The 15,209-nt window shown below is 42.9% G+C and carries 11 protein-coding genes; 5 read left to right on the top strand and 6 right to left on the bottom strand.

Annotated features, from left to right (window positions below; translation table 11 throughout):
* Positions 1-89 precede the first annotated feature (89 nt).
* The 3 genes from PBN151_RS23865 to PBN151_RS23855 all read right to left on the bottom strand — a co-directional run bounded on the left by PBN151_RS23865 (position 90) and on the right by PBN151_RS23855 (position 4,057).
* Entirely contained in the window at positions 90-1,733 is a 1,644-nt protein-coding gene (locus tag PBN151_RS23865; RefSeq protein WP_083545304.1) for a glycoside hydrolase family 13 protein, read from the bottom strand.
* A 121-nt stretch (positions 1,734-1,854) separates the two neighbouring features.
* Entirely contained in the window at positions 1,855-2,865 is a 1,011-nt protein-coding gene (locus tag PBN151_RS23860; protein ID WP_072730986.1) for a LacI family DNA-binding transcriptional regulator, read from the bottom strand.
* A gap of 250 nt (positions 2,866-3,115) precedes the next feature.
* On the bottom strand, positions 3,116-4,057 hold the full coding sequence (locus PBN151_RS23855) for a LysR family transcriptional regulator (protein WP_083545303.1): 942 nt from the start codon (positions 4,055-4,057) through the stop codon (positions 3,116-3,118).
* Between the two features lie 125 nt (positions 4,058-4,182).
* On the opposite strand from PBN151_RS23855, the gene PBN151_RS23850 reads away from it, so the two are divergent.
* Positions 4,183-5,373: an MFS transporter gene (locus PBN151_RS23850; RefSeq protein ID WP_072730985.1), complete on the top strand. Its 1,191-nt coding sequence runs from the start codon at positions 4,183-4,185 to the stop codon at positions 5,371-5,373.
* Between the two features lie 241 nt (positions 5,374-5,614).
* Here the strand turns inward: PBN151_RS23850 and PBN151_RS23845 are convergent, their stop codons facing one another.
* The 3 genes from PBN151_RS23845 to PBN151_RS23835 form a co-directional block, all read right to left on the bottom strand.
* Positions 5,615-7,717, bottom strand: a complete 2,103-nt coding sequence (locus tag PBN151_RS23845; protein ID WP_072730984.1) for a TerD family protein — start codon at positions 7,715-7,717, stop codon at positions 5,615-5,617.
* Positions 7,718-8,083: 366 nt separating this feature from the next.
* Positions 8,084-8,836, bottom strand: coding sequence for a suppressor of fused domain protein (locus tag PBN151_RS23840; RefSeq protein ID WP_072730983.1), 753 nt, complete (start codon positions 8,834-8,836; stop codon positions 8,084-8,086).
* A 145-nt stretch (positions 8,837-8,981) separates the two neighbouring features.
* Positions 8,982-9,869 (bottom strand): LysR family transcriptional regulator, encoded by an 888-nt coding sequence (locus PBN151_RS23835; protein WP_175560786.1) that lies wholly within the window; start codon positions 9,867-9,869, stop codon positions 8,982-8,984.
* 126 nt (positions 9,870-9,995) lie between these two features.
* On the opposite strand from PBN151_RS23835, the gene PBN151_RS23830 reads away from it, so the two are divergent.
* The 4 genes from PBN151_RS23830 to PBN151_RS23815 all read left to right on the top strand — a co-directional run bounded on the left by PBN151_RS23830 (position 9,996) and on the right by PBN151_RS23815 (position 14,894).
* Complete coding sequence (locus PBN151_RS23830) at positions 9,996-11,186, top strand: coenzyme F420-0:L-glutamate ligase (protein ID WP_072730982.1); 1,191 nt, start codon at positions 9,996-9,998, stop codon at positions 11,184-11,186.
* A gap of 362 nt (positions 11,187-11,548) precedes the next feature.
* A complete protein-coding gene (locus PBN151_RS23825) occupies positions 11,549-11,752 on the top strand; it encodes a DNA-binding protein (protein ID WP_072730981.1) in 204 nt (67 codons plus the stop codon).
* An 8-nt stretch (positions 11,753-11,760) separates the two neighbouring features.
* Entirely contained in the window at positions 11,761-12,606 is an 846-nt protein-coding gene (locus tag PBN151_RS23820) for a DNA adenine methylase (RefSeq protein ID WP_227775017.1), read from the top strand.
* Positions 12,603-14,894 carry a DGQHR domain-containing protein gene (locus PBN151_RS23815; RefSeq protein WP_072730979.1) on the top strand — a complete coding sequence of 764 codons (2,292 nt, stop codon included), beginning with the start codon at positions 12,603-12,605 and terminating at the stop codon, positions 14,892-14,894. Before PBN151_RS23820 ends, PBN151_RS23815 begins: the two co-directional genes overlap by 4 nt.
* Positions 14,895-15,209: the final 315 nt, after the last annotated feature.

The raw sequence follows: 15,209 nt of genomic DNA, 5'->3' as shown, positions 1-15,209 counted from the left end.
TTTGTTTCGCGCGTTTCACGCTCTCAACTGGCTAAAGCCTAAACAAAAGGCCCACACAAAGGATGTGTGAGCCTCCATCACATATACGATTATAATTTTACCGCGAACACCTCGTATGGCTTCATCGAAAATGTAGTAACGTCGATTTCAGCGCGATCATAGTTGCTCATAATGATCTCGGATACCTTACCATCGACAGCGATTCCATGCTCCTGCTCGGATATGTTTGCTGCCACGAGCCATTTTTCACCTTCATAGATGCGGTAGTATGCAAATACCTCTTCCGGCGTATGCTCAATCAGTTCGAAGTCGCCCCATACGATAATCGGATTCTCTTGGCGCAGCTTGATTAAGCGCTGGTACGTATAGAAGATCGAATTCGGGTTGTCGAGATTACGCTGCACGTTAATCGTCTTGTAGTTGTCATTCACATGCAGCCAAGGCGTACCCGTCGTAAAGCCTCCGTTCGCGCTATCATCCCATTGGATTGGCGTACGAGCATTGTCTCTTCCTTTGGCATTGATCGAAGCGATAATGTCCTCTGCCGCGTATCCCTTGGACAAACGGTCATGATACATATTGATAGATTCAATATCCTCTACCTCATCAATGCTCGACACAGGGCGATTCGTCATCCCTATCTCTTCACCTTGATAAATGTACGGCGTACCCTTCATCATGTGCAGAAGTACAGCGAACATTTTCGCGCTTTGTTCATGGTATTCCTTATCATTTCCCCATCTGGACACGATGCGCGGCAAGTCATGATTGTTCCAGAACAAGCTGTTCCAGCCCTGATCCCCTAGCGAAGTCTGCCACTTCGCCAGCACTCGCTTCAATTCGGCAATTTCCAGAGGCTTCAGATCCCACTTATCCTTGCCCTCCTGCTGATCCAATCCAACATGCTCGAATTGGAACACCATCGACATCTCCTTGCGCGCTGGATCAGAATACAGCTTCGCGATTTCCGGTGTCGCGCCCCAAGTCTCGCCAACCGTCAAGACGTCGTGGGAGCCGAATGTCTTCTCATGCATTTCCTGCAAATACTCATGCAGCTTCGGTCCGTTGCCCGTAATTTCTTGATCTGGAATTTTGCCGATGAGATCGATGACGTCCATGCGGAAGCCGCCGACACCTTTATCAAGCCAGAAGTTCATCATGTCATACACTTCTTGGCGAACCTTCGGATTTTCCCAGTTCAGGTCTGGCTGGCGCTTGCTGAATAGGTGCAGGAAATACTGGCCGCTCGCTTCATCGAACTCCCAAGCTGGGCCACTAAATATAGAGCCAAGGCCGTTCGGAACGCCACCGTTCACCGGATCACGCCAAATGTAGTAATCGCGGTACTCGTTGTCTTTGCCTTTTTTCGCTTCAATGAACCATTTATGCTCGTCAGAGGTATGGTTTACGACAAGATCCATAATGATCTTGATGCCAGCCTCTTTCGCCTTCGCAATCAGCTCATCCATGTCCTCCATTGTGCCGAACTCGTCCATAATATCTTGATAATCGCTAATGTCATAGCCATTATCATCATTCGGCGATTTATATACAGGGGACAGCCAGATTGCAGTAATGCCTAGCAGCTTCAAATAATCGATTCGATTGATGATCCCTCTCAAATCACCGATGCCATCTCCATCGCTGTCTTGGAAGCTGCGCGGATAAATTTGATATACGACGGCGGTTTGCCACCATTTCACGTCTTTTGCTTGATTCATTGTTTCACTCATCGGACACCAATCCTCTCGGGTTGAAATATGAAGCTATCTGAACTAAACGTAAACGTTTACGTAATACGTAAAAGTCATCTCTATTTCATTGACGTGCAATTGCACATGGATATACTCGTCATTACTTTGCATTTAATGATTTGACCGACTTGCGTACCACTAATTCATGGGGTATCACTTCGGACTCAATCTGTATCCTATGCTGAATCGCATCAATTAATTTCCGGCAGCCTTCTCTTCCCATCTCATACAAGGGCTGCGCAACTGTCGTTAACGGGGGTATCGACATACGCGACACCTTGGAGTTATCGTATCCGACCACGGACAACTCCTCTGGCACCCTAATGCCGTGCTCAAAGCATGTCGATATAATGCCGAGTGCAGCCTCATCGCTCGCACAAAATACTGCGGTAATATCGGCTTCGTCTTCAAGGAACTCCTGCATGGCCTGTTTGCCGGATTCGAAGCTGAAGTCTCCGGGCTTAATCAGGTTCAAGTCTACCTTGAACCCTTGATCCCGCAAAGCTTGTGTATATCCATCGATTCTCGGCGCACCAGATATCGGATCTCTTGGATTGGCACCTGCCATCCCTATCTTCCGATGTCCATGTTCAATGAGATACTGAACTGCAGTATATGCAGCACGGAAATCATCCACCTTGAGATAAGGTACATCTTCCCGATCCGACTTGGTAGATAGCAAAATAAAGGGAATACCCAGTGATGACATAGCGTCGATTGCAACCTCTTGCAGCTCGATGGACACGATAATGAGTCCATCTACTCTGCGCTCTCCCATCAACTTCAAGCAGTCCTGAATGCGGGAGCCATGGCTGCCGGCATGAGTCAGAATCACGCTGTAACCATGCGCATACGAAGTGTCCTCAATCCCTCTAATAATATCGCCATAAAAGGAAGTCGCCACATCCGGCATAATGACACCTATCGTATTGGTCGACTTCTGCACCAAGCTTCTTGCATTTTCATTTTTTCGATATCCCAATTCCTTGGCAACGGCGATAACCTTCTTCTCCGTCTCTTCGTTATATCCGCCAAGATTATTGATAACTCTCGATACGGTCGCGGTAGAGACACCGGCAACTCGTGCAATATCCTTGATTGTAGCTGCCATCTAACCACCTCTCGTGGGTAAACGTTTTTCATAATTCGAAACTGAATAAGACCAGTGAAGATGCTATGTCTTAGTTAAACGTTTACGTAATCAATATTAGTTTCCCAGCGCTGTTAAGTCAATGCTTTTTTTGAAGCGTTTTCAGTCATTGAAATCTATGTCCTTCTCACCGTTATGCAAGAGATACACTGCTACTCTATCTTTAGCATTTGCCCCACATTTCGGTGAAATTACTCCTAACTTATTGCTCTTATAAACTGGACATCTCTGTGTAGGCGCATTCGTCATCTGTCGATCCTGATACTTGAGCATGCTCTCCTGTGCGCGCAAACATTGTCTTTGCAACAGCGAAGAAGGCTTGTACGGCTGGCGACGTGCATTGGAGAGGAGGACTGGCTAGGGCCACTTTACGCCAGCTCGATTGCTTCAGATTACCGATACCGATGTTGGGCTGATTTTTGAACGACAGCTCAGGCCCGATGGTAACGCCAAGCCCTTCCTGCACCATACTGGAGATGGTATTACAATCCTGCACCTCAAAACGTATGCGGGGAGTAACTTGAGCTTGCTCGAAAATTTCCTCTACATTTGCACGATAAAGCCCTTTCGGCATAATAAAATCCTCTTCCTGCAGATCATGCACATCAATTACATCTTCACGTTGAAAGCGATGATCTGCAGGGAAAGCGACAACCATCTTATCCTTAACTAAGGGTACAATATGCAAATTCAGTTCTTTGTTCTGCTGGATGACGAAGCCGATATCAATGACCCCTGTCTCGAACCATTCCAAAATCTCCTCATAGGTTCCTTCATAAAATGTAAAGGCAATGTTGGGATGCTTTTGATTGAACTTCGAAATGATGCTTGGCAAAATATTAGCTGATGCGCTGGGAAAACTGCCGATCCGGATCGTGCCTGCCTCCAGATTGGAAGCCAAGGCGGCTTCTTGCTTGATGATTTCCATTTGGTTCAATATTTCTCGCATCGGTATCAGCATCTTCTGGCCAACCTCTGTCAGCAGAAGACCTCTTCGACGATCACGAATCAATAGTGCAACGCCCCACTCCGATTCCAGACTAGCTACTGCGTGACTTACGGCAGACTGGGTCATATTCAGCTTTCCCGCTGCTTTCGTAAAGCTTCCCTGCTCCACTACATGGGAGAAAACTTCAAACCTGGCTATTGTCATAAGTAAAACCTCATGTCATATATGAATAGGATTCGTTTGATTCATGCTAACACGGGATATATACTGATGCAAGAAATCGATATTCATACTTGGCGCGCGCCCTGACAGTAAAGGAGACCAAGTTGATGAATCGTGTAGGCATCTATTTATTGGCGTTAGGCGCTTTTATTATCGGAACAGTGGATTTTATCACGGTAGGGATTTTGAATATGATAGCTGCGGACATGAATGTGTCCATTGGGATGGCAGGCCAGCTTGTCACTATTTTTTCTATTTCATTTGTTATCGGATCATTGATCCTCGTAGCGTTGACAATCCGATTTGAACGAAAAAAAGTATTGTTATATTCCCTTGCTATCTTTTTGGTTGGCAATCTTACAGCGTTTCTAAGCACCCGATTTGAAATTCTTATGGTTTCACGCGTTCTATTGGCTGCGAGCGGCGGTCTGTTCACCGTGATCGCTACCGTGTTCGCTGCTAAGCTGGCCCCGCCTGGCAAGCAAGGTGCTGCAATTGCTACAGTGACTACTGGCTTTAGCGCTGCACTCGTGTTCGGAATGCCCATTGGCACGCTGCTAACTTCATACATGGATTGGCACTTCATTTTCCTTATCATAGGTGCAATTACCATGCTTCTCATTATCATGCTGGCATGGATGATTCCAACCGCTCCAGGACAAAGGCCAATACCGTTAAAAGAACAGCTGCTGATCATCAAGGATAAACGAGTATTCAGCGGTTTATTGACGACATTATTTTGGATCATCGGCTATACGATTACGTTTACTTACATTTCACCGCTTTTACAGGAGATAGGGCATTTTTCCGTTGAAATGATTAGTACGGCACTCCTTGTTTTAGGGATATTTGCCTTTATTGGCTCCCGCTTCGGCGGCTATGCATCTGATAAATGGGGCGCAAACGTAACGATTCGATCCAGCCTCATCCTGCACGTACTGGCGCTAATTGCTTTGCCTGTGGCTCTTGGTTCGACTTGGGGGGCTATGGTCACGATCATGGTATGGGGATTCTCTTCTTGGACGACAACCACGGCCAATCAAATCTATCTCATTTCCTTGAAATCTTCCGCTTCCGAAATCATATTAAGCTATCAGACAGCCGTATTGAACATTGGCATTTCCTTAGGCGCGGCCGTAGGAGGCGTACTAGTTGAACGAGTGCCGATTTTCCACTTCGGTTGGATTAGCAGTGTAATGGTGCTTATTGCTTTCGTTACAGCGTCCTATTCCTTCCTGTTAAACAAGCGTACGAAGAATCGAATGGGGAAACTCGACTTATGCTGTGAAATCAAATAAGAACGTACAGAAGCCCACATAAGCTGTGTTCAGCATATAGTGGGCTTCTTCGTACATGGTTGAGGGAATTTATTCGGAGAACTTCTTATTGTAGGGTTAATCGTTCGGTTTCTATTTCAGAAATTCGTAGAGGTTAAAGACCTTGCGAAATCGCCTCACTATTAAAAACAAGGGCGGCAAGCCAAGATTGGATAACCGGTGTCCTGACTCGCCGCCATCTATAGAGCCTAAGCATGTGCACTCATATAAGGTATTCCGCCATAATCTGCTCGATATCGTAAGGAGTAACTCCTTCGTCTACCGAGAAGATCGTACCCGCTTGATCTGCCGTTGCAACAACTTCCCCTCTTGCTTGGGCATGGAGCATGAACAGATCGTACAGATTCGGCTTTTGCAGAGTAGTCATCGCCTTGCCGATCAAGACCATCCCTTTTTGATTCCCTTCTACATTGTTGCAGTAGTCTGGATGTCTTGTCAGCGAGAGATCGGTCCAAATTACAGTTCGCTCTACCAAATCCAAAATAACAGGAATTGCAATCCTCGTATCAGCCGTTACATCGATCTTATTGGCGACCGTCGCAGGCTCGAATATCTCGCCGGATCCCGGCTTCTTGCGCATCATCCAACCTGCGAAGCACTCCGGCAATTCGCAATACGGCTGCATCGTAAAGGAATGAAGCGAAGCGACAATATAACGACCGCCATAATTCACAATGGATGGAATATGCAGATCAATAAATTCACAGGCTCCTTGTGGAGCGGACACGATGTCTCCGCTGTGCACAGCTCGGTACTTCGAGGATCGCAGATTCGTGTATGAGATATGCTCAACATACTGCCAATTGTGATCGTACATGACAGCGGACAGATCGATATCCACACGGCCGGTAGGAATGCTGTTCACCGTACCTTCCTTCCACCAGGTGAAGAAGCGAACCGTGTCCCCTTCCTCCATCGGCACGCGGCTTCCCCGAACGATCGTATGCAGCGCCTTACTCGCCGAACGCTGAGAGAACGGAACATTATACCGCTTCATACGTTCATCGACATACACCTTTCCGAGCGATGGAAGCGCCGAGAACCGCTCCATAAGCGTCTGTTCACACAACTGCACAATATCTTGGCATACCGCTGTATCGAGCTCTGGGAGCGTATTGGGAATTGCTACAGCCTTGGCAACATTCCCTTTCGGGAAGAAGGTACGAAGCTCCTTGGGCTCGTTACGATGGGTGAAATGGGACTTCACTTGCATAAGCACAGGTGTCGACACCTGATTCGCGATTTCGCCGAATGCCAATACCACGTACTCCGCTTGTTCCGCGATGCGTAGCAAATGATCGAGCCTTCTGGCGAACTCGCCAGGGCGCTTCGTCAACAGATCAATTAGCGTCCACACATTCTGATATTGGAAGGCAAGCTCCACACTGCTGTTATAAGTCGTGAAGGGCTTGTTATTGCGCAATATATCAAAGGCTTCCTTACTTCTCCCAAATTGCTGCTTATATTCCGATGGATGCAAAATCTCGCCTAACCGAATCCAGCGCTGCTTATATCTCAGCATATCCTCGGTAATCGCTCCGCATTGTTCCAGCAGACCAAGCAGCAGCCGTCTCTCCGGCCGTTTGAACTTGCGGAAGCGCGTAGGCTCAGCCAGACTAACGTCGCCAGATGACCAAGCGACAGCGAGACGCAGGACATCGGTAGCCGTCTTGAAGTACGGCCGGATCACATTCAGGCTCGCCTTGTCATGCTTCAATAAGGAGCCTGCCACGAAGCCGACATTCTCCTTGAATGGAATCTCGTCAGGAAGAATATCCCCCAACTCATCTACATCCGCATCTTCGATAGCGGCGTCGATATCGTTCTGATCTGTCTCGGAAATGGATCCCTTAGCCTGAATAAGCTGGCGAATCATCCAATGGAATTCTGCTCTGCTGCCCAGGTCAATAACCTTCAGGTCGATCTGATCCAGCAGTGGCGGTCGATCTGCTGCCTCGTAGCGTGGCACATCCAAGGTCAAATAATGATAAATCGCATTCAGGTACAGCTCCACGTCATCTTCCTGCATCACCTGCTCCGGGAAATCCGGATACATCGGTGTGTATGCCACATGGGCACCTACCATTACCTTAAGATCGGTGACCAGTTCCTGATAGAATACAGTGAACTGATCCCTGGACAAGGTACGGACAACATTTATTAATGGCTTGGAAAACGTATACCCAAGCTGCTCTATGTTCTTCAACGCCGTAGCCAAATGGGCTGCAGAGATTCGATGATCTTCTTGCCCTTGGTTCACAATCAATTTATTCGCTCTTCGCAGATAGATGGTATTCATCATCATAAAAAGACTCCAGGAAAGCCATATCCCTAATTTCAATGGAAGATTCAATAGAAGGAAGGAATATGATAGCCTGGATGCCCCCTTTCCTAATTAACATCTTCAGGAAAGCTGCGACCCTAATTCGCCAATGAGTTAGAAGGAAGGATCGCAATAGCCTGAAGGTCAAAAGCTCAAAGCCGAGTGGCCTCAACCTCTGATGCATCCATCTTCACATACTTCACACCGCGCGAACAGGGTGAAAGTATTACGACTGCCGCGATTTGGTCATACAAAATGGAAGGTACTTAACCTAAAAAAGTCGCCAGCTCTCTCAATGATGTGAAAGAGCTGGCGTTTTAGATTCTAGACAAGAACTAGAATTATTTATTATGACTTGCACGTATTGATTCGTTTCGGATTTAACTCGAACAAATCATCTTCCAACTCTGATAATTTGTCTATTAAGGCATCCATACCGTGCTCCAACTTATAATCCATTTCCTCTTTGTACAGAGGGATCAGGAAATAAGTATGAACTTGATTGCCATCCTTGGTCGGAATGACGCTTACTTCCTCTGTTAATTGATAAAGTACAACCCCATTCAAGCCTGTCCCATCGGCATAAGGCTCATAGTCCTGAAAATTCGGAATCGTATGTCCATATCCCAGCCACGTGTTATATAGATGTGGAAAACGAGCCATCTGCTTCATAAGCTGGATCGGCCAATAATTGTTATCGTCCTTAAACGCCTCTTGGCTTAGCTCCCACGAAGCCGGAAGGAACATCATCACTTCCGCCCGATCGTAATTGCCATCCATTTCCGCTCGTATCTCATCTGGAATCGTCATCGGCAAATCACTCATGCCGGTCGTATACAACACCCAGAATGGCTCTTCTTCCGTAGGTTCCATAATATTGACATCAATATGTACCACATCAGATATAAGTTCATGAAAGACACTGCTATTTCTCCCCGGAAATACTTCTTCGAAATGGGCTACGATTTCTTCCGTGTATTCCATTGGTGCAGGAGGCTCATAACCATCATTGGCACTTTCGCCATATGTGTAAATTGTAGTGCCGTCATTCGCTTTCTCCCCATCATTCTTGCCGCCGAATACCTTCTTCAGAAACCCCATCTTATCCCCTCGCCTCATTAGTAATTGGTAAATATTAATAACACAAGTCTACCATAGGACAGGCCTCTCCTCCATTCATCTACGCTCATATTGCAGCTTCATTTTGGAGTTTTGTAACAATTTCGACGCATATAGACGCATATAATCAAAGTCTCTTACTTTCGATAATCTCAACGAACTTCGTTGATGCGGGAGACAACGATACACTTTTCAAAAAACATATGCCAATGCTTCTCTTCGGAATCTCCTCCACCAATTGAACCTCCTGCAAAATCCCCTTGTCCAAATACTCTTGGGAGAATTCCCTCGTCACACAGGCGACGCCTAAATTAATTTTAGCGAACTCTAATAACAAATGATGTGAACCCAGCTCAAAGTCCGGCGAAATCTGTATGCCTTTTGACAAGATATAATCCTCAACATACTTTCTGGAATTGGACTTCGACTCAAGGAAAATGAGCGGCAGCTTCGCGATCGTGTCAAGGCTGACTGGGCCAGTTAACAGACGCTTGAACTTCTCCCCATATACAAAAATATCTTGAATATCCGCACACGGTCTCAGCTCCAGTGCAGGATCCTCCAGCGGAAAATTGCATATGCCAATATCCACCCCGCCTGACTTGATCAGCGCACATATTTCAAGAGTGGTACCGTTAATAATCTTGAACTTAATATTGGGATACCGATTATGGAATTCCTCCAAATAGGGGAGCAAAAAGTATCTCGAAATCGTATCGCCAACCCCTATTTTTAACTCGCCTGTCGTTAAATTTTTTAACTCCAGCATTTTTTCCTCGCCGACATGAATTAGATTCATCGCCGAATTCGCATACTCGAATAGAAGTTGGCCTTCGTTCGTCAAAAATACACCCTTCGATGTCCGCGTGAATAGACGCGTATCCAACTCCCGCTCCAGCTGCATGATCGCCTGGCTGACAGCTGGCTGCGTCATATACATATCCTGTGCCGCTTTAGAGAAGCTTTCACGTTTCGCAACCGTACAAAATACCTTATATAAATCTAACTTACTCACTACATAAGCACTCCTTATACCTAATATTCGATATATTAATTTCACTTATATCATTAGACGGGTGTATAGTACAAATAGGAACGCCAAGTCATGTATTCACTATAAGCGACCTAAGGAGCGATTATATTGGAAAGAATGGTTGGAACAGTCGTTAGAGGCCTCCGCTGCCCTATTATTAATCAAGGGGACAGCATCGAGGAAATCGTTGTAGATAGCGTGTTGAAAGCATCCGAGGCGGAAGGCTTCCGCATTCAAGATAAAGATATCGTTACGGTTACGGAATCCATCGTTGCTCGTGCGCAAGGCAACTATGTGACTATTGATCATATTGCGCAGGATGTACGTGCTAAATTCGGAGATGAGACGGTTGGAGTCATTTTCCCGATCTTGAGCCGCAATCGCTTTGCGATCTGCCTTCGTGGTATTGCAAAGGGCGCTAAAAAAATTGTGCTCATGCTCAGCTATCCATCGGATGAAGTAGGCAACCATTTGGTGGATCTTGACCTGCTCGACGAAAAAGGCATCAATCCTTGGACGGACGTGCTGACAGAACAGAAATACCGCGAGCTGTTCGGCTATAACAAACATACCTTTACTGGCGTCGATTATATCGACTACTATAAATCGTTGATCGAAGAGTACGGCGTGGAATGTGAAGTTATTTTCTCCAACCATCCAAAGACAATCTTGGAGTACACGAAAAACGTACTGACTTGCGACATTCATACGCGTTTCAGAACGAAGAAGATTTTGAAGGCCAATGGTGGAGAACGTATATACGGCCTCGATGACATCATGACTACATCGATTGAAGGCAGTGGATACAACGAAGCATACGGCCTATTAGGCTCCAACAAATCCACAGAGAATATCGTGAAGCTGTTCCCGCGCAATTCCCAGCCTATCGTGGACAACATCCAACGCGTGCTCAAGGAAAAAACGGGCAAGCAGGTTGAAGTAATGATTTATGGGGATGGGGCATTTAAAGATCCTGTGGGCAAGATTTGGGAGCTCGCTGACCCCGTTGTATCGCCAGCCTACACAGCAGGACTGGACGGTACTCCGAATGAAGTGAAACTGAAATACCTTGCCGATAATAATTTCGCTCATCTAAAAGGCGAAGAGTTGAAGCAAGCGATCTCCGAATACATTACCAATAAAGGTGCAGATCTCGTCGGAGCGATGGAAGCGCAAGGCACAACTCCTCGCAGATTGACCGATCTCATCGGCTCTCTGTCCGATTTGACTTCCGGCAGCGGAGATAAGGGCACACCGATTATCTTTATTCAAGGGTATTTCGATAACTATACGAATTAAAACAACAGCATCTTATTAAACCGGCCCTCTCCGCCCAAAATGGTGGAGGGGGTTTATTTTATTGAAAAAGCCTTAATCTTATTTTGTTCTATAACTAATCTGAATTCTAGAAGTAGAGATAATGGTTCGTGTAACTACATAACATAGACCTATAAAATTAGGTAAATATACCTGATAATTTATTGTTTGTTTGTTGACATTATTCGTTAAATGGAATACTGTAAAAATACAGCAATAACTATATTTCTACTTATTTGCATTGATTTATTTTTCTGTTTACATATGATCGACAATCATCATTGCTTTATTAGACTCTACGACGCTGTAGAGTCATTTTTATACCTTTTAGGAGTGAACACCAAATGGACTATATTTCAATTGCAGAAACCTCTATAAAATGGGGTATTAGTCCTAGAAGAGTACAAACATTATGTGCACAAGGACGAATAATTGGTGCTACTCGGTTTGGAAAGGCTTGGGCAATACCAAAAAACACTGATAAACCCGCGGATGCACGAGTGAAAAGTGGAAATTATGCAAGAAAAGGCAAGACAGAATCTATTTAACTTGGAGTATGATGATGGCTAGATTTCCTGAATTTAACACAACCAAACCTTTCCTTCGATGGGCAGGTGGAAAAACGTGGCTAATAAAATATCTCAACATGATAATTGGTGACTCGAGATTTAATAACTATCATGAACCATTTTTGGGAGGCGGCTCTATTTTTTTCACAATCTCTCCTGAAGGTAGATCATATTTATCAGATCTTAACAAGGAACTTATTGTTACATATAAATCAGTAAAAGAAAATCCATTTGCTATTATTAATTCGTTAAAAACATATGAAAATACTGAAGATTTTTATTACATAATTCGAAGTCACGTTCCAAAAGACCAATTTGATCAAGCTGCCCGATTTATTTTTCTAAACCAGACTTCGTTTAATGGTCTTTATCGTGTTAATCAGCGTGGTGAATATAATGTTCCCTTTGGATTTCGTAAAAAGGACTTCCTTGAGGAAGATAAGTTAATCGCTGCTAGCAAATCTCTACAAAATGCAATTATCTCCTGTGGAGACTTTACATGTAACAATCAAAACATTACTGAAGGAGACTTAGTATTTTTAGATCCACCTTATACTGTCTCACACAACAATAATGGCTTTATAAAGTATAACCAAAAGTTGTTCTCTTTAGATGACCAGAAGCGCCTAAGCCAGTATATTGATTATATAAAGTCACAAGGCGCTTATTATATCTTAACAAATGCAGCTCATCAAACAATTTTGGAACTTTTTGAAAAGGGAGACACAAGATTAGAACTTAGCCGAGCAAATTTAATCGGAGGAGATAAAGCAAAAAGAGGAATAGTTTCTGAATATATTTTCACAAATATTCCGGGAGGGGCAAACCGATGAGCTTTATGGAAAAGTTAGTTTCTGATAAAGAAATCACTGGATTAAGAAGAAAACGAAGTCAGATATATTATTTTGAAAAATTTGAGCCTGAACTTCAGGAAAAAAGAGAAAGCGAAGGATGGGAATTTGATAAAAACCTGAAAAATTCAGTCCGCATGAAGAAGATTAAACCTTTAGATGAACGGTTCGAAGATGAGGTTTGGACTCTATTTTCCACTTTAGGATTCTCTTATATGAATAAAGATCGACACCTTGAAATTCCTTATGGTACCCCAGGGACAGCCACCACAAAACAAATAGATGTATTTGCAGCAGACGAAGAGACTATTCTATTTATAGAATGTAAGTGCTCTCATATAGGCAAAAAGGGCGATTTTAAGAAAGAAATAGAATCGATAAATGGAATACGTAATGGACTTTTTTCTGAGGCTAGAAAGATTTTTCACAACAGAAAAATGAAGTATATATTAGCTACAAAAAATTACGAAGTTACGGATAGTGACCGGGTAAGAATGAAGGAGTTAGGAATTCACCATTTTGATGAGTATGCCATCAGATACTTTACCGAATTATCAAAGCACTTGGGAGATTGCGCACGGTTCCAACTCCTTGGTAATCTTTTTGAAGGGCAAAAAATAAATGGTATGGAGAACAAAATTCCGGCTATTGAAGGCAAGATGGGCGGATTTACATATTATTCATTTTCAATAGAACCTGAAAAGTTATTAAAAGTCGCTTATGTTCTTCATAGAAATGAAGCTAATAATGACATAATGCCTACTTACCAGAGAATTGTAAAAAAGAGCAGACTAAAAGAGATTCAAAAATTTGTTGATTGTGGTGGATTTTTCCCGAATTCTCTTATTATTAATATTGATACAAAAGGAAAGAAACTGAAATTTGATATTGCTTCACCACAAGCTGAAAAGTCAATTTCACGAATTGGTATATTGCATCTTCCACAATTGTATCGCTCTGCATATATTATTGATGGACAACATCGGTTATACGGATATGCAAATTCAAAATATGCAGGTACAAACTCCATTCCTGTGGTCGCATTTGTAAACCTTGCCCAGGAAAAACAAGTAGAGTTATTTATGGAAATTAACGAAAACCAAAAATCAGTATCCAAGAACCTCCAAAACACACTTAATGCTGATCTCTTATGGTCGTCTGACGATTGGAATAAACAAAGGAAGGCCCTACGATTATATGTTGCCCAAAAGTTGGGTGAAATACAATCATCACCTCTCTTTGGACGTATCATAATAGGGGAAAATGAAATCAGCTCTACTTGCTGTATTACAATTGATACTATTGAGAAATCTCTAAAATCTACAGATTTCCTTAGCAGATATAGCAAAGGAAATATTATCGATGTGGATGGAACATTTGATAAGGGAAACAACGAAGCAACTAGTAAAATTCTCTTCCCTTTTATTACTGCATGTTTCAACTATATTAAGGAAAACTTATCAGAAGAATGGAACAAAGGAGAAAGTGACCAGGGGATACTAACAATTAATAATAGTATATATGGCCTTATTAAGATATTTAATGATATTGTAAACCATTTATTTACTTCAAACAAAATAAATCCAAAAGTCGATAATCCTAATGATGTCGCCAAAGAAATCCAATATTATCTCGCCCCTCTAGTAAACTTTTTTAGCACAATTTCTGAAGAAAGTCGAAAAGAAATCAGAACGAATTACGGAAGTGGGGGGAGGACAAAAGTTTGGAGAACTTTTCAAAAAATCATTTCAGAACACAGGATAGATTTCCAACCTTTTGGATTACATCAATGGATAAAAGATAATACCAAACAATACAATGTTACTTCGTTTGAAATGATCCACGATCTTGAAAATTTAATCAAACAAGACTTTGAGTCAAAATTAAAAAGCAAGTATGGAGAAAGATGGCTTACTGCTGGTCTACCACCAAAGGTATATAAGCAAGCTAATAATGTAATGGGAAAACAAAATTATGATAACAGTATAAATGGTGTGAATAAGTCCGTTTCTATTTGGGACTGTGTTACAATTTTACACTGTAGAGATATAGCAATATTTGGCCCCAACTGGACGGAATTATTTGAAGCATCCTATACTCGTCCAGAAGAAAAAAAGCTACCAGGTGGAAAAACAGCTAAAACAGAATGGATTACTAAATTAGCCACCATCGCTAATAATAATAACTCAAACTATAGTGTCTCAGAAGAAGAATATCTATTTTTAAAAGCACTTAATGATTGGCTCCTTGCTAATCGATTACCAATTTGACTAACGCTTGTTCAAATAGTACATATAAAGCGAAACTGGCGTTGGTAGAGACCAACGCCAATTATTTTTTTGAGGCATATAAAATGTTTAAAATTATGTATTACTTGCTAATATGTCGCGATTCACAACAAAAAATTTACACGAACAATATGGTTAATTGGAGTGGTAATTATTTTAAAGTGGTTTCATGAAAAAATTTTATCTTTCTATGGATTTATATTTTTTAATTTCATAAATCTTATGTTAATCCTATTGACTCATAAATACCTGATTTTCAATTTACTAATGATCGTATCTATAAGCTACTCGATATAT

This window comes from Paenibacillus sp. NAIST15-1 (genome assembly GCF_001894745.1).
Classification (GTDB): Bacteria; Bacillota; Bacilli; order Paenibacillales; family Paenibacillaceae; genus Paenibacillus_B; species Paenibacillus_B suaedae.
The sequence above is the reverse complement of the archived record's forward strand: the minus strand, read 5'-3'. Positions and strand labels throughout refer to the sequence as shown.

What these genes read in the sequence shown, in the direction of transcription:
- PBN151_RS23865 (WP_083545304.1), bottom strand. Translation starts at nt 1,733, where the DNA reads ATGAGTGAAACAATGAATCAAGCAAAAGACGTGAAATGGTGGCAAACC.
- PBN151_RS23860 (WP_072730986.1), bottom strand. Translation starts at nt 2,865, where the DNA reads ATGGCAGCTACAATCAAGGATATTGCACGAGTTGCCGGTGTCTCTACC.
- PBN151_RS23855 (WP_083545303.1), bottom strand. Translation starts at nt 4,057, where the DNA reads ATGACAATAGCCAGGTTTGAAGTTTTCTCCCATGTAGTGGAGCAGGGA.
- PBN151_RS23850 (WP_072730985.1), top strand. Translation starts at nt 4,183, where the DNA reads ATGAATCGTGTAGGCATCTATTTATTGGCGTTAGGCGCTTTTATTATC.
- PBN151_RS23845 (WP_072730984.1), bottom strand. Translation starts at nt 7,717, where the DNA reads ATGATGATGAATACCATCTATCTGCGAAGAGCGAATAAATTGATTGTG.
- PBN151_RS23840 (WP_072730983.1), bottom strand. Translation starts at nt 8,836, where the DNA reads ATGGGGTTTCTGAAGAAGGTATTCGGCGGCAAGAATGATGGGGAGAAA.
- PBN151_RS23825 (WP_072730981.1), top strand. Translation starts at nt 11,549, where the DNA reads ATGGACTATATTTCAATTGCAGAAACCTCTATAAAATGGGGTATTAGT.
- PBN151_RS23820 (WP_227775017.1), top strand. Translation starts at nt 11,761, where the DNA reads ATGATGATGGCTAGATTTCCTGAATTTAACACAACCAAACCTTTCCTT.
- PBN151_RS23815 (WP_072730979.1), top strand. Translation starts at nt 12,603, where the DNA reads ATGAGCTTTATGGAAAAGTTAGTTTCTGATAAAGAAATCACTGGATTA.